The following is a 22,922-nucleotide window of genomic DNA, read 5'->3' as shown; positions in this document are numbered from 1 at the left end:
TTATACGATATGCAAAGCTTATTCTTTTATATTCACTTTTTTTCTTCCCATTATTCCATCAAATTAAGCGCCACTCTCATCAGCAAATGTTACACATCAAAATACCATTTATTAAATCGTGACAAAGTGAAACCTCTATTAGTGGGGGTTTTCTTCATCCCCCACTAATGGAAAGCTCTCACCAATCATGGGCTTACTGCCCGCAAATAGCGGGATAAAAAACGTGGTGTACACTGTAGTCACCACGTCTTAGTCGTTTACTTCACTTGTTTTTGAGTCACAGAGCGCGCTACCATTAACAACTCATCTTGTTTCAAACCTTTTGATACAAGCATATATTCGACTCCATTATGTGACCATGTAACAGAATCTTTTGCTAATGCACCAATTGCAAACCCTAAATCAACAGGTTCCCCGCTCATATTTTGTAGTGCAATAGTTGGTGCTACCTTCGCTTTTTCTTGTATTAATGTAAAACTCTTTTTATCGCCAGTGTACGTAAGAATATTACGCTTACCACTGTCTGTCTTAAATTCTTTCTCCTCTTTTAAAGTCATACCTTGCGGCGTATCACTTGGGTATAACACAGCAAACGGCTTCTCTCCTTGTGCTGTCGTTTGTATATCGACTTGCGCTCTAGACATATTTTGCTTCGTATCGAACGCACCTTTATCAAATTTTGTATCAAACTTTACTTTAGAAAAATCTACCTGCACAAGAATATTTTGATCATTGTCCATCAATTTCACCGAGACAGGCGTTAAATCTTTTTTATTAAATGTAATTTGTTGCTTCGGCAACATATTTTGATGATGATAGTTTGTTTTTGTTTCAAACACATAATATTTGTCTGTTTTCTTAAACGAGCGGTCCTTATCATTCAAAATATCCCTTACAAGTGATTCATATAAATATGCTTGGCTGCTGTTTTGCGGCCAATCACTTTGAAAACGAAAACTTTTATTTAAAGACGGGGTAAGAACGAATACACCTTCATCATTTCTTAAAATAATCTGGCTTTGATCTTTCTTTGCATTTTTCAGGTTCACTCGATAATACGAGGGTTTCTTATACCAAACCTCAACATCATATACTTGCGGTTCATTTCCCGTTTTAATCGTTAACTTCGCTTCTGCTTGATAACTTTTCATATCTTTTACTCTTTTATTCAAATCTTGCACAACATCTTCATTCTTCTTCTCCATACAGCCCGCTAACAGAAAAACGGTTAACAAACCGACAATAAACAAACCTAGCCGCCTTTTCATATGTTCAGCCCCTTTGCCTCGATAAGTAAGTGGAAGAAAACCTCTTCCTTAACGCTACTCAAATATATGAGACAAATATATGAAATATGCAGACTAGCTTGACGGGCTTTCTAAAATGACTTGCGCCACCGCAAACTCTCGGCTATGGCTAATCGAAAGATGGATAGTATGATTTGTATTTGCAAGTAAAATAGGTTTTCCTCTTTCATCATTTGTGATTTCAATATGCAAAAAACTAACCTCTTTTCCAATTCCGGTACCAAGCGCTTTCGAATATGCTTCTTTTGCCGCAAAGCGTCCTGCAACAAATTCACTACGCCGCTTTCCTTTTAACGAACATGCTACTTGGCGCTCTTTTTCTGTTAAAATACGCTCTATAAATTTCGGTTGCCCTTCTATCATCTTTTCAATTCTTTCAATTTCAATAATATCGATTCCAATTCCTACAATCATATCCTTACGTTCCTTCCTTCTATTTTCTTTCTCATTTTCATATTGTAAGAATAACAGACAATCCGTTAACAGCAAAAGGAGTGAGGATATGAATACTCCATTAAAATACTCATTAACTTCTTTTCCTCCGATTACTACTGCATTACTTTTCATACAACTTGTTTTACTATTATTAGGGAATAAGATACTATCGATTGGAATCGCCTGTAATGAGTGTATCGCTGCAGGGGAATGGTGGCGAATTATTTCTTCATTATTTATCCATACAACATTTTCTCATTTTCTATCCAATAGTATTTGCTGCTTAGCACTCGGTTTTTCATTAGAAAAACAACTGCGTAGCATTCGATTTTCACTTGTGTTTCTTATATCTGGAGTCACTGGAAATATCATCTCTTACTTTATACTGCCAATTCAGTATGCTCACACAGGAGCTTCAGGTGCTATTTTTGGATTATTAGGTCTGCAGCTTTATATATTCTATATGCAATACCACCCTACTAGAAAAAAAGAAGCTCTTCTCTTTATTATTATTTTATCCATTCTTCTAGCGTTTACATTTCTCGACAAAGCAACAAACCCAATCAGCCATCTCTTCGGATTACTCACGGGTGCTTGCTTAGGTCCATTACTCATAAAAAAATAGATGGTGCATCGCTTACTTTACAAAAAAGCTTGCACCATCTACTATCTCTATCTCAGCCTTATCTTTCATATCTCTCATCAACTGAAAGAGCGCCTCGTCTTTTTGTTTTGCCTCTATCATACAATGTACTTCTGAGACACTATCTTTTATATGCTGCAAAAAAGAAAAAAATTGATCGGGATTAATAAAATCCGCATGTGCTCTTAGATCATTTCCTCCCCTTGGACTAGAAATATGCATTTTAATTGGCAACGGAGATTGCTCCCACGTTCGCACAACACGTTCCCAATCAGTCACCCACTCTTCAAAGTCGTGATTCACCATATGATGATGCAAATCAAAAACTACTGGGATTCCAAGTTTTTCACCTAAATACAGCACTTCTTTTAAAGAAAATGTTGTATCATCATTTTCTAACATAATCATCTTTTGAATCCCCACTGGAACAAGAGACCAATTCTCAATAAATTGTTCTAACGCTTTCTCTTTATCCTCATAAGCTCCCCCAACATGCAAAACACAGCGATGCGTTCTATCAATCCCCATTCCTTTGAGCAATTTTCCATGCATCTGCAATGTTTTAATGGATTGCTTTAAAATCGGAGGATGTAATGAATTTAACACAACAAAATGATCAGGATGAAAGTCAATTCGCATTTCTTGGCGTTTTGCATACTCTCCAAGCCGTTTTAAATTTTCTCTTAACGGCTTTATATAATCCCATTCTAACAACGCCTCATGATTCGCCAAAGGAATTAACTTCGAACTTAAACGAAAAAACGAGACATCATGCCCATAATTATGTTTTAACAACCGAAGACAATTCTCTAAATTAGAATTAGAAATCCTTTCTAATTTTCTAATTGCCGCTTCCCGGTCCTGTATTCGCCGAAACTGCGCGTACGTCATTGTTTGCGAAGGAGAAGCATTCTTTAAATGGACACTCATTGCAACATACCCAAGCTTTACAAGCATTCCATTTCCTCTTTTCCAATACAAGTTTCTATGTAGTATACCCAACTAAAAAAACAAAAAAGACAGCCTTTATGAAAAAGACTGTCTCTCTTCTATGAATTTAATTAAGCTTGTGGCTTACGGCTTGTGTGCTTTCTTTCGCCACCGCGTCCTCTAGGAGCTCCAGAACGACCTTCACGACCTTCACGTCCTTGACCTTCTCCTTTACGACCTCCACGATTGCGGTTACCATCGCGGTTACCATCGCGATTACGACCGCCTTCACGATTACGGTTACCATCGCGGTATCCACCTCTTCCATTTCCACTTCCGTTTCCGTTTCTCTTTCTAGAACGATCTTTTGAAACTACAGGTGGTTCTGATGTTAAAGAAACTGGCGTTGCATCCGGCTCTTTTGTCATCATTTTTAAAGCAGCTGCTACAACCGCTACAGAATCATGCTCTTCTAACAGCTCTTCTGCAATACGTTTGTAGTATGATAAGTTTTCACTTTCAATCGTGCTTTGAAGTTTTTCAGCGATTAAACGTTGTTGTCCTTCTAAAGCTTCATCTAACGTTGGCGGAGTCATACGATCCATTTTACGTTTTGTTGTACGTTCAATATTTTTTAATTGACCCGTTTCACGCGGTGTTACAAACAGCATCGCAAGACCTGTTTTACCTGCACGGCCCGTACGACCGATGCGGTGTACGTATGATTCTGGATCTTGTGGAATATCGAAGTTATATACATGCGTTACACCTGAAATATCAAGACCACGCGCTGCTACGTCTGTTGCAACAAGAACTTCGATTGAACCTTCTTTAAATTTACGTAATACAGAAAGACGCTTCGCTTGAGTTAAATCACCATGAATGCCTTCTGCTGCATAACCACGTAAGTTTAATGCTTCTGATAATTCGTCAACGCGACGTTTTGTACGACCGAACACGATTGCAAGCTCTGGAGATTGAATATCTAATAAGCGTGTTAACACGTCAAATTTCTTTTTCTCTTGCACTTCTACATAGAACTGCTGAATGTTTGGCATTGTTACTTCTTTAGCTTTAACCTTAATATGTTTAGGCTCGCTCATGAAGCGTTCAGCAATACGACGGATTGGGTCTGGCATTGTTGCTGAGAATAATAATGTTTGGTGTGTTTCAGGCACATCCGTTAAAATTGCTTCAATATCTTCAATGAAGCCCATGTTTAACATTTCATCTGCTTCGTCAAGAACAACTGTCTCTACGTTTTGCAGGCGAAGTGTTTTACGTTTAATATGATCTAAAATACGTCCTGGCGTACCCACGATAATGTGTGGACCTTTTTTCAATGCACGGATTTGACGGTTAATATCTTGACCGCCATAGATTGGTAAAATGCGAACGCGCTTATGCTGACCAATTTTGTATAGCTCTTCACCTACTTGAATTGCTAACTCACGAGTTGGCGCGATAACGATACCTTGAACAGTATCTTGATTTGTATTTACTTTTTCTAATAATGGTAATCCAAATGCAGCTGTTTTTCCTGTACCTGTTTGAGCTTGACCAATGATGTCATCACCTTGTAAGGCTACTGGAATTGTTTCTGCCTGAATTGGTGTTGCCTCTTCAAATCCCATGCTTTCAACAGACTTTAACAAAGAACTGCTTAATCCTAATTCTCGAAATGTTGTCAATGTTACTTCTCCTTTTCTATCTAAAATAGCCCAGATTATTCCTTCTTCTAATATTCACAGGATATACAAGTAAGGTTGGACTAAGTCTTCTTCAGACAAAATACGTCATTAACGAAAAATTGCCTGACAATTATAATAAAAACTAGCTTTTGAAAACTGAATGTAGAAAGTCGCAACAAAAATATGCGCCATATAAGACATTCAAACGTAAAGCTAGACAAAAGTAGTCCCTAAAAAATTTACCGACGGGATAGAGGGGTTAGGCGGAAATCACTCCCAACTCCACTAACGCCAAGCGCCGAGCAAAAATGCCTGGCACGCTAGAAACCCCCACTTCAAACAATTATAACTTTCAAGTGGTGGGAGCATTTTCCTAACTATCCATTCAAAAAAGACATTTTCCGTATTTGCGGAAAATGCCCTTTCCCTTATGTTCACGTATATAAACGGGCCTACATTTATCACAAAAATACTCTACAACGTTATTACACCCTATCAATTATAAGTTTTGTATGTGTAAAAAGCAAACCCAACTCTTCCCTTATTTTGCATATAGACTTTTCTATCCTTGTTCTAACTTTTCATTCCCTTGTTGTAAGCGCTTCTTTATTTTATCCCTTATTAACGGGCAATAAGCCACCTACTAATAGAAGTTTCACTTTATCATCGCAATAACTTCTTCTAATTTCATTCCACGAGATGCTTTTACTAATACAACGTCTTTCACATCAACGACTTCTTTTAAATCTTTAACAAGTTCTTCTTTATTGTCATAAGCTTTTACGCGTTCACTAGAAAAATTAATTCTTGCACCTTCTGCCATTTGTGCCCCAAGCGTACCGTAAGTAAATACATATGCAATACGAGCTGGATCAATTAATTTTCCAACTTCATAATGAAACTGTACTTCTTGGTCACCAAGTTCTAGCATATCGCCAAGTACAAGGATTTTTTTAGAAAATCCATTTAGTTCATTCATTAAATGGAACGCCGCTTCCATCGCTGTCGGACTTGCGTTATATGCATCATTAATAATCGTTAATCCTGCATCTGTTTTTAAAACTTCCATACGCATGCCTGTCATTTTCAAATTCATTAAACCTTGTTTCATTTCTTCCCATGTTACGCCGAAAAATTCAGCAACCGCCATTGATGCTAATGCATTATATACATTATGCTTCCCAAGAACGGGTAAATAAAATACTACATTTTGTGCTTGATTCATCGTAAATTGTGTACCTGTCGCTTCTACTTTTACAGATACCGGGTGATAATCGTTCGCTCTTGCATCACCAAACGTGATTGTCTTTGCTTGTAAGTTCATACTCGGTACACGTGTAGTTAACAACGGTTCATCCCCGTTATAAACAAATACACCAGTATCCTGTAAACCTGTGACAATTTCTAGCTTCGCTTCTGAAATTGCATCACGAGAACCCAAATCCATTAAATGTGCTTCTCCAATATTTGTAATAATTGCCGCATCAGGACGAGCCAGCTTTGACAAAAATTCAATTTCCCCGCGGCTTGACATACCCATCTCTAATACAGCCATTTCTGTATCTTCTTCTAAATTTAAAATCGTCAAAGGAAGTCCAATATGGTTATTAAAATTCCCTTCTGTTTTTTGCACTTTAAATTTCGCTCCAAGTAAGCTTGTCACAATATCCTTCGTTGACGTTTTCCCGTTACTACCTGTTACACCAACCACTTTCACGTTTAACTGGTCGCGATAGCTCTTCGCCAATGTTTGCAGCGCTTGTAATGTATCTTCTACAAAAATAACCGGTAAATTTGCTGGCGGGTTTGGTACACCTTTCTTCCAAAGTGTTGCAACTGCACCACCTTCTATTGCTTTCTCCACAAAAGCATGACCATCGAAACGTTCTCCTTGAATTGGGATATATAAGTTTCCTTTTTCAACCTTTCTTGTATCAATGGAAACACCTTTTATAGCTACGTCATTCCACTGCTCTGCTAAGCTACTTCCACATACCATTTGCTCAATTTGCTTCATTATTCTTTGTATCATACAAAAACACTCCTTACATGGAAGAAACACTATTCATTTGAATAGTGCTTCTCCTTTCTTGTTAGATTGTATATTTAATTTTTTGTTTTTCATCGTGACGCTCAATTGCTAGACGTACTAGCTCTTGAATAAGCTCTGGATACGGCAATCCCGTATTTCCCCATAAAAGAGGGAACATACTAAAAGGTGTGAATCCTGGCATTGTATTTACTTCATTAATAAATACATCGCCATCTTTCGTTAAGAAGAAATCTGCACGCGTTAATCCCGCACCATCTAAAGATTGAAATGCACGAATCGCATACTCTTTAATCTTCTCATATTCCGCCTCTGTAATTTCAGCAGGAATAACCATTGCTGTATCGCCATCAATGTATTTTGATTTATAGTCATAGAATTCTTTTTTCGCCACAATTTCGCCTACAACAGAACATTTCGGTTCATCGTTTCCTAATACACCAATTTCCACTTCACGACCGATAATATTCTCTTCTACGATAATTTTACGATCGAATTGGAACGCTTCTTCAAATGCATTCTCTAACTCATCACGATTTTTGCATTTATTAATTCCAACGCTTGAGCCAAGATTTGCTGGTTTCACAAAACATGGATAGCCTAATGTTTCTTCAACTTTTTCATACGCTGTTGTGCGATCTTTTTCCCATACACTGCGAATAAACGAAACATATTTTGCTTGTGGCAATCCCGCTTCTGCGAAAACATTTTTCATAATAACTTTATCCATACCTGCAGCCGATGCTAACACACCGTTTCCTACATATGGAATATTCATAAGTTCTAACAAGCCTTGTACTGTTCCATCTTCACCATTCGGTCCATGTAATAACGGGAAGATGACATCGATTGCATTCTCTTTATCAGAAGCTGCCATCGGCATAATTTCTGAACTTAATGATAAAGGAGAAATTGCATTTTCTTCTCCATTCAATTGCAATTCTTGAACGCTTTTTACTTCACCTTCAATACGCTCACCGCGCACCCATTGTCCTTGTTCAGTAATATAAATTGGATGAACCTCAAATTTTTCTTGATCTAACGCTTTGCTAACAGCAAGAGCCGTTTGTAAAGAAACTTGATGCTCCGCTGATTTTCCACCATATAATAAACCTAATTTAATTTTCATAATGAAATCACCCTAATCGTCTGTTTTCATTTTTCTATTGTAGCACTTTTTACGAAAATAGGTAGTTCCTATTTAAAATAACCAGGCTGACGAAACATTTTTTCTAGTTATATACCTAATAATATGAAAAAAGGAACCTATTCGTGTATGATGAAAACCCTATGACGTTTGTTTCACCACATTATCCTTTTGTCTTTGTTCTACAAGTCGATCTAATGATATGTAAACAAGTCCTGCTATCACACATCCAATCCCTAAAATCGTAAATAAAACGTGCCCCAACAAACGATCAAGTAAAACACCACCCAGTAAAGGCCCGAACGCATTGCCTGTAATCCATTGTAAGCTAGCTGCGCCCATATACGTGCCTCGTAAATGTTCTGGTGCTAAATTTGCTACAAACGTCATTTGCACAGGAGACATGACCATTTCTCCTAATGTATAAATTGCATATACAATTAATAATGTAATAAGAACTACAGTAGCATTCGTCCCTGCCCCTCCAAACCACTTCGGAAGCCAACCAATGGCAAGAAGACCTATCCCAAACAACCAAGCACCATACAGCATCGTTTTCCCTACCGGTTTATCTGTCGCCCATTTCGAAATTTGAAATTGAAACAAAACTACCAAAAGTCCATTTACTGCCATTAAATAAGGAAACGGATTATCGGTTCCAAATATCCCTTTCATTTCATTATCAAAATGAAGTGGAAGCATACCCTCTGTTTGCGAAAATCCCATCGAAATAACAATTCCTGCTAATAAATAGGTTAGTAAAATTTTATCTTGAAACACAACTTTCCATACAGATTGTCTCGTTTCCTCTCCCTCACTCATTTGTTTTACTGCACCTTTTGGCATTGTTTCTTTAATAAGCAGTAAAACTAGCAGCGCATAGAATAACATAGAGGATGATGCGATAATAAAAATAACAGTTTTAGAAAGAAGTGCAACCGAAGCACCTAGAATCGGCCCAATTGCCGCTCCAATATTATGCCCCATCCGCAGCAAGCCATATGCTTCTGTTCGCTTTTCAGGTTCTGTTACATCTGCTACCATCGCGGAGGCCGCCGGGTGAAACAGCGAATTACTAAGCCCTAAACAAATAGATAGAATAGCATACGGTATGAAACCATCTATAAATAAGAAACCAAGCATTAAAACCGCATTGCTGGCCATTGAAAATATCATAATTGGCTTTCGTCCATAAATATCTGCAATTCGTCCACCTATAAGGGAACCAAAACTTGCTGCAATAGGAGACAGCGCCATAATAATTCCCACTTCTAGTAGTGAATCCACTTTATCCTTTAAATATAATGCAAAAAACGGCATTAACATCATCATCGCAATTCCGTTTAATGTTTCACCAATAAATCGAATCCAAACATTACGATCCATTCCCTTTAACTCTTGCCATGTCTTCTTCACATTTCCACCCCTTTTATCACCCACCATTCATCTTATATTAATTTTAGAAAAATGTAAATTTTCAAAATAAAAAAGCCGTTCTTTTGGTAAGAACGGCTTTTTACTTATAAATTCACAGTTTTTTTATCATCTTTTTCTTTATTTAATGCACTATGCTTTTTGCTATATAAGAAATAGACTATAACTCCAATCGCCAACCAAATACCAAAACATTCCCATGTAATCGCTGGTAATTGAAGCATTAAGTATAGACAAAAAATCACTGCTAACGCTGGTAAAAACGGTACAAGCGGCGCTTTAAAGGCACGCGGTAAATCCGGATGTGTTTTTCTCATTACAATAACTGCTATTGCAACAAGTACGAATGCAGATAGAGTTCCGATATTCACAAGGTGAGCCAATACACTTAGATCAACAAGCCCTGAAATAAGAGCTGCTACAATACCTGTTATCCAAGTATTTAAAAATGGCGTTTTAAACGTCGGATGTACTTTCGAAAAACGTTTCGGTAATAGACCATCACGGCTCATCGCATACGATACACGCACTTGACCATACATCATAACTAACATAACGGTTGTAATCCCTGTAATAGCACCTACCGAAATAACACCAGCCAAACCATCTTGTCCAATAAATTGAAGCGCAAATGCTACTGGATCTGATCTATCCAATTGCCCAAACGGTACAATACCTGTCAAAACAAGAGAAACAGCAATATATAGGACTGTACAAATTAATAGAGATGCGATAATACCGATCGGTAAATCACGCTGCGGACGTTTTACTTCCTCCGCTGCTGTTGAAACAGCATCAAAACCAATAAAAGCAAAGAATACTGTCGCTGCACCTACCATTACACCATTAAAACCAAACGGCATAAACGGTGTCCAGTTTTCTGGTTTTACGTATTTAAACCCAGCGAAGATGAATAATAGTACAACGGCTAATTTAATGAATACCATAATGTTATTTACACGGGCACTTTCACGGACACCTCGTGATAAAAGAATAGTCATAATTAAAATAATAAGAACAGCTGGTAAATCAATAATTCCGCCTTTTCCTGCTCCTGGAGCAGAAGCTAAAATCGTTGGAATATGAATTCCGAATCCATTTAATAAAGACTGAAAATAGGCTGACCATCCATTAGCAACAGCTGATGTCGCTAATAAGTATTCAAGCATTAAATCCCATCCAATTAAAAAGGCAAATACTTCTCCCATCGTTGCATATGTATACGTATACACACTACCAGATACCGGTACACTGGAAGCAAATTCAGCATAACAAAAGGCAGCAAAGGCACAAGCTAGTGCAGCTAATGCAAACGATAAAATAACGGCAGGCCCAGAATGTTTCGCAGCAACTACCCCTGTCAGCACGAAGATCCCTGTTCCGACAATTGCTCCTACTCCTAACAGAGTTAAGTCTAATGCCCCTAATGTTCTATTTAATTTTTTCTCACTTCCTTCTTGTAACAGTTGTGTCAGTGGCTTTTTTTGAAAGATTTGCTTCATACTCTGCACCTCAACATTTTATAATTTTCTGAAAATTTTAATATTTATTTTTATTGTACTTATTACATCTTTTTTCGTCAATAACTTCTGTCGAATTTAATGGAAAAATCATATTTTTACATGAAATAAAAATTTTGCACGAAACAGATTGCGGTAAGTTACCATACTAATCGTTATAGTAAAATAGAGGTAAGCAGATCCTATAGTTATATTTTTATATCATTTTATAGGTATTTTTGGTATTTTATATAATGTCGATTCTTTTATTAGAACAAGCACACTCATAAATGAGCGTGCTTGTTTTGTTTATACAGTATATGAGCCTCGTTCTAGCCAACTATACATATATTGTCCATCTTCCATCTCATGTGCATGTTTTATCACACGTAGCGGACGGAATGTATCAATCATAACTGCTAGTTCGATTGTTTCTTTTTTACCAAGACTAGCTTCTGTTTTCCCAGGATGCGGTCCATGTGGAATACCGCTTGGATGAAGTGTAATGGAACCTTCCTCCACACCTTTTCTACTCATAAAATTGCCTTCTACATAATAAAGGACCTCATCACTATTTACATTACTATGATAATACGGTGCCGGAATTGCTTCTGGATGATAGTCATATAGACGCGGAACGAATGAACAAACGACAAAGTTATGTCCCTCAAATGTTTGGTGTACTGGCGGCGGCTGATGGATACGCCCTGTAATAGGTTCAAAATCCTCAATATTGAATACCCATGGATATAAATGACCATCCCATCCAACAACATCTAACGGATGATGCCGCAAAACATGCTTATGCATATAGCCTCTAGACTTTGTCATCACAACAAAGTCACCTTTTTCATCATGCGTTTCTAACGTTTGTGGTCCACGAATATCACGCTCACAAAATGGACTATGTTCTAATAATTGTCCATACTCATTGCGATAATTACGCGGTGTGGTAATTTGGCTATTTGCCTCAACAACGAGGAATTTCGATTCTCCAGCTTCAGGGATTACACGGTAAATCGTACCGATTGGAATGATAATATAATCTCCTTTTCGATAATGAATCGTACCGAACATCGTCTCAATTTTCCCAGATCCATAATGAACAAATAGCATTTCATCTCCATCGCCATTGCGATAAAAATAGTCCATTTTCTCCGTCGGATTGACAACCCCGATTAGTAGATCTTCATTTCCTAATAGAAAATTCCTTCCGTTCACGGCATCTCCTGTTTTTCTATATTCTTTCGTACGAAAATGACGATGCGCTAACGCCGCGTCTTCTTCATACTGCAAATGACAAGATTCAGCTAAAGAAGCATGACCGACTTCAGTTGGCATGTAATGATGATACAAAATAGATTGCGTACCAGAAAAACCTTTCGTCCCCATTACTTGCTCACGATAAAGCGACCCGTCTTGTTTACGAAATTGTACATGTCGTTTACGAGGAAGTTCCCCCATGCGACGATAATACATGCTCATCCCCCGCTTTCTTTTCTGCTTTTACCGTATTACGCAATGTTCCTAAGCTAGTAATCTTTAACTCTACCACATCACCAGCTTTAAGCCATTTCTCTGTTCCCAGCTCTAAAATACAGCCGCTTCCAACCGTACCAGAACCAAGTATATCCCCTGGGTACAACGTAACATCTTGAGATGCTCTTTCAATCATTTCAGCAAACGTATAATAGATATCTTGAAAATTACCTTTTGACCATTGTTCTCCATTAACATGAGCTGTCATTTCTAATTTGTAACGATCGTCACTTTGATATACGTCTAATTCATCTTTCGTCACAATATACGGCCCAAGTGAAGTAGCAAAGTCTTTTCCTTTTGCTGGTCCAAGTCCAACCTTCATTTCATGCGCCTGTAAATCTCTAGCGCTCCAATCATTCATAATGCAGTAGCCAAAAATATATTCATGAGCTTGTTCACGCGAGATATTTTTACCCTCTTTACCAATGACACATGCAATCTCTAACTCATAGTCAAGTTTCTTTGTTGCGCTCGGGCACAAAATAGCTTCTTCCGGCCCAATAACAGCACGATGATTCGTAAAATAAAAAACCGGAATATCATACCATTCTGGAACAACATCTAAACCGCGGCGGCCACGCGCTGTTTTTACATGTTGTTCAAAAGCATAGAAATCACGAATACTCCCTGGATTTGGTAAAGGTGCACAAAGCTGTACATCCGTAATATGATAAGCACCGCTCGTTGGTGTGCCCATCTTACGAATTATTTCCATATATTCATCTGATTTCTCTAAAAAAGAAATCATTGTAGAGGGAAGTATCCCCCCACTTGCTATATGCATATCAATAACCTTGTCACCTTCAAGCCAACCGGCTCTCATTTCTTGTGAAGGAAGACGAAATGTAATAAACTTCATCGTTTTCTCTCCTCGCTTTGAAAGTAAAATCGCGGGCGGAAGGAGTATCTCTCCTAACCGTTATCCCGCTCTAACAGACAGCATAATGCCTATCTATTTCCTGACAGGCCAAAGAAGATAGATCTCAATACGAGTCCGTTTGATTCAACTAGCCATCAACTTGGAATCACTAAGTTTCACCTTATAGATTTCCTCGACGCGCCTGTTCTCTTTCAATCGATTCAAATAATGCTTTAAAGTTTCCTTCACCAAATCCCCTTGAGCCTTTACGTTGAATAATCTCAATAAATAAAGTTGGACGATCCACAATTGGTTTTGTGAAAATTTGTAATAAGTAACCTTCCTCATCACGATCCACAAGGACTTTCAGCTCTTTTAATTTTTCAATTTCCTCATCAATTTGACCAACACGTGCCGTTAATTCTTCATAATACGTATCTGGCGTATCTAAAAATTCCACACCATTTGCACGAAGTGCAGAAACAGTTTTTACAATATCATTTGTTAATAATGCAAGATGCTGTACACCCGCTCCGTTATAGAACTCTAAATACTCTTGGATTTGTGATTTTCTTTTCCCTTCTGCTGGTTCATTGATTGGAAACTTAATACGACTTCCGTTTGTCATTACTTTCGACATTAAAGCAGAATATTCCGTACTAATATCATCATCGTCAAAATGAATCATTTGTTTAAAGCCCATTACATTTTCATAATAACTTACCCATTCTTCCATTTTTTCAACGTTACCCACAACATGGTCAACAGCAATTAGTCCTGTTTCTTCAAAAGGAATAGTAGATTCTAGTGGTTCATATCCTGGCATAAACACACCTTTATAACTTTTACGTTCTACAAGCGTGTGAATTGTATCACCATATGTGCCAATAACTGCCTTTTTAATTGTTCCATGTTCATCAGATAGCACTTCCGGCGGAGCAATCGCAACTGCACCGCGTTTTACAGCCTCTGCATATGCTTTCTCTACATCTTCTACAAGAAGTGCCACATCTTTTACACCATCGCCGTGCAGCTTCACGAACTCAGCAATACGGCTATTCGTGTTTAAAGCACCTGACACAACAAAACGCATATTTTTTTGTACAAGCACATAAGATACTTTATCTCGGTTTCCTGTTTCCAAACCGGAATATGCGGCTATACGGAAACCAAATGCTCTTGCAAGATAATAGCTTGTTTGTTTTGCATTACCAACATAAAATTCTAAATGATCAACATCACGTACTGGGAAAAAATCCTCCATTTGTGCTGCTAAAGTGTCCATAGATTTTTGTTCCATACTTTCCTCATCTCCCTGTAATATAATTTTCCAATTATTTCTCCCAAAAACGAAAACGCTTCCAAATATCAGTAAAAAATAATTGCAGACCAATTATTTTTTGTCAATTTTAAATTTTCTATTTTTTCCGCCAAATACCTCCCTTTTTCTTACATAGAAAATTCGACTTTTTTCTGTTTTTTCTCTCTATATTATATAAAGTGAAACTTCCATCAGTTCCTCTTTACTGATGGTTAGTTGAATCAACCGGTCCTTACAGGCAGTTTTCCTTCATGAAATATCCCGTACATAATGCCTGTTAGAGCGGGATAAGGTAAAATTTCTATTAATTGCTCTTTACTGATAACTCAACGAAAACACAAAGAGGGACTTCGTTTTTTTCGAAGTCCCTCTTTCCATTCACGTTCAAATTCACATAGAGTTTAAATTATACTAAAGCATTTGAAAGAAACATGATAAGTGCTGTTAATGCTGTTGCTACTCCTGCCGATCCTAATAAATCCATTTTTGTTAATCCTAACACTTCTTTATTTTCCATCATTCTCATTCTCCTTTTAATAGACTTATATATAACTTGCACTTTGTAATAGTTTTCCGTTCTACTATGTACAAAAATTAATATGAATTATACTAACACGCTTGCAAAAAATACGATAAGCGCTGTTAATGCTGTTGCCATTCCTGCTGATCCTAGTAAATCCATTTTTGTTAATTGTAATACTTCTTTATTTTCCATTACTCTCATTCTCCTTTTTATAGATCTTTATATTAAATTCCCAAGAAATAATTTATTTATAGTTTTTAACTTAATGTCATATTCAATCATATAATGTAACGTTTGTAACATTAATGTAACATAACTTTTTTGTTTAAGCAATAGTTCGTATAAAATTATTTATGTTTTTTTCAACAAATATGGAGTGCAGATAGACGATACCTCTCATATTTTGATCATCTCAAACATATTAAATGGTCAAAATAAATGAGGATATTTATGTAACAACAATGTAACAGTTTCGATATAGCATTTAATTTAGTATGATTGAAACAAAGAGGTGATCAGCTTGAAATTAATTGCACTTGATATGGATGGTACGCTCTTATCATCCAATCTAGAAATCTCCCAGGAAAATTTAGAGGCAATACGCAATGCTGAAGAAGCAGGACATATCGTTATGATTTGTTCTGGTAGAGCAAAAGAGGATATTTTAAAACTGCTCGAGCAATACCGCTTATCTCTTCCTCTAGGAGCTAGTAATGGAGCAGTGGTATATGCTGATGGAAAAGTAATTCATTCGCGCACTTTACAAAAAGAAAAGGTATATGAGATTGCGAAAAAGCTCGAAGTTGCGGGATTTCCGTATAAACTCTATACAAATAAGGGTGTATATGCGCCGTATAATTGGAAAGAACAAGTAACAAAATCTTTTCAACTAAACAAAGATTCCCTTGATGTTACCATTGAAGAAATTGAACGAATTAGCGAGAAGCAACTAAAAGCTAATTTAATTACAACTTTCCAAAGTATTGAAGATGTAGTATTTGACTCAACCATTGAAATTTCAAAATTTTTCATCCTTACATTCCATAAAGAGGAGCGTACACAATTGCTACAATCTTTAGAGAAAGATGCAGCAATTATGGTGACAGCTTCCGCTCCAACAAACTTAGAGATTATGGACAAACATGGCCATAAAGGCAATGGATTGCAAGAAATGGCAAAATATTTTCACATTCCTTTAGAAGATACTGTTGCTATTGGAGATAACTTTAATGATGTCCCAATGTTAGAGGTGGCAGGTTTATCAATAGCGATGGGAAATGCAGAAACCGATGTCAAACAACTATGTGACATTGTAACAGCGACAAATGATGAAAATGGCGTAGCTTATGCAATTAAGCAGCACATTTTACAAAAAGTAAAACAAGAATAATAGAAAAGGAGAAACCATTAAACTGGTTTCTCCTTTTCTCATAATATATATGATTTATTTAGAAAAATAATTTTGAATTCCTTCAAAAATAGATTGTGAAAGTGTATTTTGATAACTATCAGAAGTTAATTTTAATCTCTCTTCTGTATTAGATAGGAATCCTGTTTCTACTAAAATAGGTGGTGCTTGATTATCCGATTGTAATACGCGAAGTTCTGGACGCTCTACCACTTTTCTATCAGTAGCATTTGTGTTTGCAATTAAAGACTTCTGCACAGCACTTGCTAATGCATAAGCTTGAGTATTTTTTGGATGGTTAGGATTATATAATGTTTCAATCCCTTTTGCAGTTGTAGCGTCTGCAGAATTCACATGAATACTTACGAAAATATCAGCTTTATTATCGTTTGAAATACGAACGCGATCTGCCAATGGAATGAAGACATCTGTTGCACGTGTCATAACCACATTTACACCGCTCTGCGCTAATACTTTTTGTAACTTTAAGCTTACTGACAATGCAATATCCTTTTCATATGTACTTCCATATAATGTTCCAGAGTCATATCCACCATGTCCAGCGTCTACAACAATTGTTTTTCCGAATAAAATTGGATTTTCAATCCAAGTACCATTCGTAGCAAAGTAATACCACTTTCCATCTACTTCAATCCAACCTGTTTTCATTGTTCCATCTGCTTGGAAATAATACCATGCACTTCCGTATTGTAACCAACCTGTTTTCATTGCTCCATTACTTTGCAGATAGTACCATGTATTCCCGGATTGAAGCCAACCTGTTTGCATGGCACCGTTACCTTGTAAATAGTACCATGTATCCCCTAGTTGTAACCAACCTGTTTTCATTGCTCCATCTGCTTGCAGATAGTACCATGTATTCCCTAGTTGCAGCCAACCTGTTTTCATTGTTCCATCTGCTTGTAGATAATACCATGTATCCCCTAGTTGCAACCAACCTGTTTTCATTGTGCCGTCTGCTTGGAAATAGTACTTCTTATTACCATCTACAATCCAACCTGTCTGCCTAACACCAGTATTGTCCAAATAGTATGTTACACCGTTAACCTTTACAAAGCCTGTTTGCATCACACCATTTGAATCAAAGTAATACCATTTATTATCTTGTTGGAACCAACCTGTTTGCACTTGACCATTTTCTAGTAAGTAATACTTTTTATCACCGTCTACTACCCAACCTGTTTTTAACGTTCCATCTGGATTAAGATAGTATTTCTTATCTCCATCTACAATCAAACCTGTTTTCATTGTTCCATCTGCTTGGAAATAATATTTTTTGTCACCTTCAGTCAGCCAACCTGTTTTCATTACACCATTAGTTTGTAGATAATACTTTTTATCGCCATCTACAAGCCAGCCAATTTTCATTGCTCCGTTACTCTGCAAGTAATACCATACAGATCCGTCTTTTAACCAGCCTGTTTTCATTGCTCCATTACTTTGCAGATAGTACCATGTACTTCCTTCTTGTAACCAGCCTGTTTTCATTGCTCCACTATCTTGTAGGTAGTACCATGTATCTCCTAATTGCAACCAACCTGTTTTCATCGCACCGCTATCCTGTAGATAGTACCATGCGGTTCCTAATTGCAACCAGCCTGTTTTCATTACACCATTACTTTGCAGATAGTACCATGTACTTCCTTCTTGTAACCAACCGGTATAAAACTTACCGTCTTTGTCCACGTAGTACCAGTTACCATCCTTTTTCATCCAGCCACTTTGTTGCTTTGATGCTTGTAGTACTACATTCCCCTGCGTTTGGCTTATTGATGTCTCATTCAAAGTCCCTTGTGTACTTCCCGTGCTTGCTGGTCCTGTCGAGTTCTCTATTGGTTGTTGTTCAGTTGATAGTTTCACTTGCTGTGTTTCTGCTAAACTATGTATTGGACTTATAACATAACTTAACGTCAAAGCCACAGCCATGGCTTTTTTTAGCATATACTTTTCACCTTACTCCCTTTCATAGAAATATAATCAAATAGTCACAATATTTATTGTAACAAGGTGGTCAAAAAATACAATATTCATCAAATTTATAAAAAGATTCAGAAAAAATATTATATCTTTTTATGTATACAGCAACTATATTTGCATAACGTATTCCATCTTCATACATCATAAACCCTCACTTCATAATGAAGTGAGGGTTTATTCCCTTATACATGATGGCACGAAATATAATGCTCACTACCAACATTCCGAAATTCCGGTACCTCTTTCTTACAAATATCTGTCGCAAACGGACAACGTGTATGAAACCGACAACCTGCAGGTGGATTTGCTGGACTTGGAATATCACCTTGTAAAATAATCCGTTCCCGCTTTATAGCTGGATCCGGAATAGGAACCGCAGACAACAGCGCCTTCGTATATGGATGGAGCGGATTTGCAAATAATTCATCACGCGGTGCTGTTTCTACAATCGTTCCTAAATACATAATCCCAATTTTCGTACATAAATGCTCAACTACACTTAAATCATGGGAAATAAATAAATACGATAGTCCTTTTTTTCGCTGCAGTTCACTAAACAAGTTAATAATTTGCGCTTGAATCGATACATCAAGAGCCGCAACTGGTTCGTCTGCTACGATGAAATCTGGATTTAGTGCCATCGCTCTTGCAATAACAATACGCTGACGTTGCCCTCCAGAGAATTCATGTGGATAACGATCGATATGATACGATGCTAAACCACACAACTCTAATACCTCTAGTACTTTCTCACGAACATTTTCCTTCGTCGCAAGGCCATGTGCAAGTAATGGTTCACCAATTGCATCACCAATTCGCATTCTCGGGTTTAATGAACTGAACGGATCTTGGAATACGAGTTGCATGTTTGGACGAAGTTGCTGTAATTCCTTCTTAGACAACTTATGTACATCTTGTCCTTGAAACTTCACTTCACCTTCTGTTTTATCAACTAAACGAAGAATCGTTTTGCCAATTGTCGTTTTACCGCTACCAGACTCACCGACAAGACCAAATACCTCGCCTTTATTAATAGTGAAACTTACACCGTCAACTGCTTTTACATGGCCTACTGTTCTACCAAAGATACCACCTGAAATCGGAAAATATGTTTTTAAGTCTTTTACTTCTAATAATGGTTCACTCATTGCCCTGCACGCTCCTCATATAACCAACAAGCTACTTTATGAGTCCCTTCATGCCCTTGAAGTTGTGGTGTTTGCGTTTGGCAAATTTCCATGCAATGCTCACAACGATCGCTAAAATAGCAAAATTCTCCCAATCCTACTAGATTTGGTACTTGCCCTGGAATCGAATATAACCGATCTTTCCGCTGGCCCATAACAGGCTTTGATTTTAGTAACCCTTGTGTATATGGATGCTTTGGATTTTTAAACAACTCTAGTACAGGCGCTTCCTCAATCACTTTACCACCGTACATAACAACTACATAATCTGCCATTTCTGCCACAACACCTAAATCATGTGTAATTAATAGAATAGAAGTGTTAAACTCTCCTTTTACTTGTCTTAGTAAATCTAGTATTTGCGCTTGAATCGTAACATCAAGCGCTGTTGTTGGCTCATCCGCAATTAATAGCTTAGGGTTACAACTTAAAGCTATGGCAATCATAATTCGTTGCAGCATTCCGCCACTTAGCTGATGTGGATAAGAATGAACAATTTCATCCGCACGCGCGATGCCTACTTTACGGATTAATTTAATTGCCCTTTTATATGCTTCTTTTTTACTAATAATTTCATGCTCCATCAATGCTTCTACAAGCTGTTCTCCTACTGTAAATACCGGATTAAGCGAAGTCATTGGCTCTTGAAAAATCATTGCCATTTCATTTCCTCTTAGTTTCCGAATCTCTTTTTCATCCATTTCTAGTAGGCTGCGATTTTCAAATAAAATATCTCCATCGACCACTTCTCCTGAATCCGCAATTAACCCCATAATAGAAAGGGCTGTTACACTCTTTCCGCATCCAGACTCACCGACAACACAAACCGTTTCTCCTTCTCTTACAGAAAAACTAACATGGTTAACCGCTTTTACAGTTCCTTCCTCTGTATGAAAGTGTGTCTGTAAATCCTTTAGTTCTACCAATGTTTTACTCATGATTTCTCACCTACCGCTTCAATTTTGGATCTAATGCGTCTCGAAGCGCATCACCAAGTAAATTAATAGATACAACTGTCAAGAAAATCGCAAAACCAGGCGGTATCCAAAGCCATGGGCGTTTTTGAAAATCAATTAATGAATTTGCTGCATTAATCATATTCCCCCACGATGGTGTGGGCGGCACAACACCTAATCCTAAATAACTTAACGCTGACTCACTTAAAATAGCTCCTGCTATATTTAATGTTGCGACAACAATTAAAAGCGGAATGGTATTTGGAATTAAATGATATAAAATTTTCCGATAATCTTTTAATCCTAATACCTCCGCCGCTTGCATAAATGCTTGCTCACGAAGAGTTAAAATTTGACCACGCACAAGTCTTGCAAGACCTGGCCATCCAACTAAACTTAGCATAATCATCACAACATAAATCCGATATTCAGACGGCAATTTCCATTCTGATAAAATTGCACCCATAATGATAAGTAACGGCAATCCAGGAATAGACATTAGCACATCTGCAATACGCATAATAAGATGATCAACCACACCTCGATAAAATCCTGAAATAGCTCCTAATAGCGTGCCGATTATAACAGATAAAAACATGGATGCGAGACCAATTGTTAATGAAATTCGCCCCGCTAACATTAATCGAGTTAAAATGTCTCTTCCAAGTTGATCTGTACCAAGCCAATGCGAAAATGTTGGCGGCTTATTAATTTGGCCCACTTGCACAGTTCCTGAAACATAAGGAGAAAAAAATGGGCTGATAAAGGAAAATACAAGCATAAAAATTAAACTATAAAGACCGAATACTGCCAGTTTATTTTTCTTTAATCTGCTATATGCTTGACGCCACGGGGAAGCTGATTTTATCCTTTTCTTTTGCAGATTCTTGTTTGTACTCTGTGTTACGCTCTCCATGTTATCTCCCTCCTCATTTCAATCGAATCCGCGGATCTACAACTGCATACAATATATCCGCTAGAAAGTTTCCGATAATAGTTAAGAAAGAAAGAAACATTGTGAATGCCATTAACACAGGATAATCGCGGAAACTTAATGCTTCTAATTGAATATGGCCAACACCTGGCCAGTTAAAAATTTGTTCGATAATAATTGCCCCTGAAAATAATCCCGGCAGTTCAAAAGCAAGTAATGTAATCGCTGGTAAAATTGCATTTTTCAAAGCGTGTTTATAGATAACAACCTTTTCTTTCAATCCTTTTGCTCTTGCAGTTCGAATATAGTCTTGGCGCACAACTTCCAGCATGCTTGTTCTAAAATAACGAGTTAATGATCCTATCCCAAGAAGAGTCAAAATAAATACAGGTAAAATCATATGTCTTATAACTTCCCATATATATGTAAAACCTGTCGAGTTACTTCCGATATCAATCATTCCACCAATTGGTAATAATTTCAAATCAACAGCAAACACTTTAATCATAAATAAACCAATAAAAAACGATGGAAACGACATTGCTGCAAATACACCAAGTGTAACAAGCCCATCAAACAGTGAATATTGCTTTGTTGCAGAAATAACGCCGATAATAAGTGCAATTAACCATGTGAAAAATAAAGCTGCAGCTGCAACAATAAACGAGTTCCAAATAAACTTATTCAATAAGGATGTAACAGACTCTTGGTATTGTAATGAGAAACCAAAGTTCCCTGTTATTGCATTTCCAAACCAATGAAAATAACGTTCGATAATCGGTTTATTTAATCCGTATAATTCCCTTAGCTCTTGTGCCCTCTCTGGTGTTAACTTCGGATTTGAATCCACGTAGTCACCAGGAAGCAGTGCAAATAAGAAAAAGATAATAATAGAGGCCCCAAGTAAGGTCGGAATCATCTGGAAAAATCTACGAATGATATACGTCTTCACCGTTCCGTCTCTCCAATCTTATATACTTAAAAATAGAAGAACATTTTCCCAACAGCATCCGCTTGCTTACTGTATGAAAAAATGCCTTCTATCACGTTTATATATC

At 37.2% G+C, this 22,922-nt stretch carries 20 protein-coding genes; 2 read left to right on the top strand and 18 right to left on the bottom strand.

Annotation, left to right across the window (positions count from 1 at the left end):
• Positions 1–257: 257 nt before the first annotated feature.
• Complete coding sequence (locus WAX78_RS23935; RefSeq protein WP_336484545.1) at positions 258–1,205, bottom strand: LolA family protein; 948 nt, start codon at positions 1,203–1,205, stop codon at positions 258–260.
• 156 nt (positions 1,206–1,361) lie between these two features.
• Entirely contained in the window at positions 1,362–1,721 is a 360-nt protein-coding gene (gene acpS / locus WAX78_RS23930; protein ID WP_336484539.1) for a holo-ACP synthase, read from the bottom strand.
• Positions 1,722–1,809: 88 nt separating this feature from the next.
• On the opposite strand from acpS, the gene WAX78_RS23925 reads away from it, so the two are divergent.
• Positions 1,810–2,367: a rhomboid family protein gene (locus WAX78_RS23925; RefSeq protein ID WP_336484538.1), complete on the top strand. Its 558-nt coding sequence runs from the start codon at positions 1,810–1,812 to the stop codon at positions 2,365–2,367.
• A gap of 12 nt (positions 2,368–2,379) precedes the next feature.
• On the opposite strand, the gene uvsE is transcribed toward WAX78_RS23925, so the two are convergent.
• From uvsE to WAX78_RS23870, 11 genes are all read right to left on the bottom strand, one after another.
• Positions 2,380–3,342 carry a UV DNA damage repair endonuclease UvsE gene (gene uvsE / locus WAX78_RS23920; protein WP_336484537.1) on the bottom strand — a complete coding sequence of 321 codons (963 nt, stop codon included), beginning with the start codon at positions 3,340–3,342 and terminating at the stop codon, positions 2,380–2,382.
• Between the two features lie 104 nt (positions 3,343–3,446).
• Positions 3,447–5,006, bottom strand: coding sequence for a DEAD/DEAH box helicase (locus WAX78_RS23915; RefSeq protein WP_336484536.1), 1,560 nt, complete (start codon positions 5,004–5,006; stop codon positions 3,447–3,449).
• 655 nt (positions 5,007–5,661) lie between these two features.
• Entirely contained in the window at positions 5,662–7,038 is a 1,377-nt protein-coding gene (locus tag WAX78_RS23910) for a UDP-N-acetylmuramoyl-tripeptide--D-alanyl-D-alanine ligase (RefSeq protein ID WP_336484535.1), read from the bottom strand.
• Positions 7,039–7,099: 61 nt separating this feature from the next.
• Positions 7,100–8,188, bottom strand: a complete 1,089-nt coding sequence (locus WAX78_RS23905) for a D-alanine--D-alanine ligase (RefSeq protein WP_336484544.1) — start codon at positions 8,186–8,188, stop codon at positions 7,100–7,102.
• A gap of 156 nt (positions 8,189–8,344) precedes the next feature.
• A complete protein-coding gene (locus WAX78_RS23900) occupies positions 8,345–9,619 on the bottom strand; it encodes an MDR family MFS transporter (protein ID WP_336484534.1) in 1,275 nt (424 codons plus the stop codon).
• A 104-nt stretch (positions 9,620–9,723) separates the two neighbouring features.
• Positions 9,724–11,139: an amino acid permease gene (locus tag WAX78_RS23895; RefSeq protein ID WP_336484533.1), complete on the bottom strand. Its 1,416-nt coding sequence runs from the start codon at positions 11,137–11,139 to the stop codon at positions 9,724–9,726.
• Positions 11,140–11,445: 306 nt separating this feature from the next.
• Complete coding sequence (locus WAX78_RS23890) at positions 11,446–12,615, bottom strand: homogentisate 1,2-dioxygenase (protein ID WP_336484532.1); 1,170 nt, start codon at positions 12,613–12,615, stop codon at positions 11,446–11,448.
• Positions 12,581–13,537 carry a fumarylacetoacetate hydrolase family protein gene (locus WAX78_RS23885; protein ID WP_336484531.1) on the bottom strand — a complete coding sequence of 319 codons (957 nt, stop codon included), beginning with the start codon at positions 13,535–13,537 and terminating at the stop codon, positions 12,581–12,583. Before WAX78_RS23885 ends, WAX78_RS23890 begins: the two co-directional genes overlap by 35 nt.
• A 181-nt stretch (positions 13,538–13,718) precedes the next feature.
• Positions 13,719–14,837 (bottom strand): 4-hydroxyphenylpyruvate dioxygenase, encoded by a 1,119-nt coding sequence (gene hppD, locus WAX78_RS23880; protein ID WP_336484530.1) that lies wholly within the window; start codon positions 14,835–14,837, stop codon positions 13,719–13,721.
• A 427-nt stretch (positions 14,838–15,264) separates the two neighbouring features.
• Positions 15,265–15,378, bottom strand: coding sequence for a DUF3948 family protein (locus tag WAX78_RS23875; RefSeq protein WP_413789236.1), 114 nt, complete (start codon positions 15,376–15,378; stop codon positions 15,265–15,267).
• A gap of 84 nt (positions 15,379–15,462) precedes the next feature.
• Positions 15,463–15,573, bottom strand: coding sequence for a DUF3948 family protein (locus tag WAX78_RS23870; protein WP_336484529.1), 111 nt, complete (start codon positions 15,571–15,573; stop codon positions 15,463–15,465).
• Positions 15,574–15,901: 328 nt separating this feature from the next.
• On the opposite strand from WAX78_RS23870, the gene WAX78_RS23865 reads away from it, so the two are divergent.
• Positions 15,902–16,771, top strand: coding sequence for a Cof-type HAD-IIB family hydrolase (locus WAX78_RS23865; protein WP_413789235.1), 870 nt, complete (start codon positions 15,902–15,904; stop codon positions 16,769–16,771).
• Between the two features lie 54 nt (positions 16,772–16,825).
• Here WAX78_RS23865 and WAX78_RS23860 read toward each other — a convergent pair whose 3' ends face one another.
• The 5 genes from WAX78_RS23860 to WAX78_RS23840 form a co-directional block, all read right to left on the bottom strand.
• A complete protein-coding gene (locus WAX78_RS23860) occupies positions 16,826–18,751 on the bottom strand; it encodes an N-acetylmuramoyl-L-alanine amidase (protein WP_336484527.1) in 1,926 nt (641 codons plus the stop codon).
• Positions 18,752–18,969: 218 nt separating this feature from the next.
• The gene (locus tag WAX78_RS23855; RefSeq protein WP_336484526.1) at positions 18,970–19,935 is read right to left on the bottom strand and encodes an ABC transporter ATP-binding protein; all 966 of its coding nucleotides are present in this window, start codon (positions 19,933–19,935) and stop codon (positions 18,970–18,972) included.
• Entirely contained in the window at positions 19,932–20,912 is a 981-nt protein-coding gene (locus WAX78_RS23850) for an ABC transporter ATP-binding protein (RefSeq protein WP_336484525.1), read from the bottom strand. The genes WAX78_RS23855 and WAX78_RS23850 overlap by 4 nt, the downstream gene beginning before the upstream one ends.
• Before the next feature lie 10 nt (positions 20,913–20,922).
• Positions 20,923–21,846, bottom strand: a complete 924-nt coding sequence (gene opp4C, locus WAX78_RS23845; RefSeq protein ID WP_336484524.1) for an oligopeptide ABC transporter permease — start codon at positions 21,844–21,846, stop codon at positions 20,923–20,925.
• Positions 21,847–21,859: 13 nt separating this feature from the next.
• Positions 21,860–22,816 (bottom strand): ABC transporter permease, encoded by a 957-nt coding sequence (locus tag WAX78_RS23840; protein WP_336484523.1) that lies wholly within the window; start codon positions 22,814–22,816, stop codon positions 21,860–21,862.
• Positions 22,817–22,922 lie beyond the last annotated feature (106 nt).

Source organism: Bacillus yunxiaonensis (genome assembly GCF_037104695.1).
In the GTDB taxonomy this organism is placed as follows: Bacteria; Bacillota; Bacilli; order Bacillales; family Bacillaceae_G; genus Bacillus_A; species Bacillus_A yunxiaonensis.
This window is presented reverse-complemented; position numbering and strand designations above follow the sequence as displayed.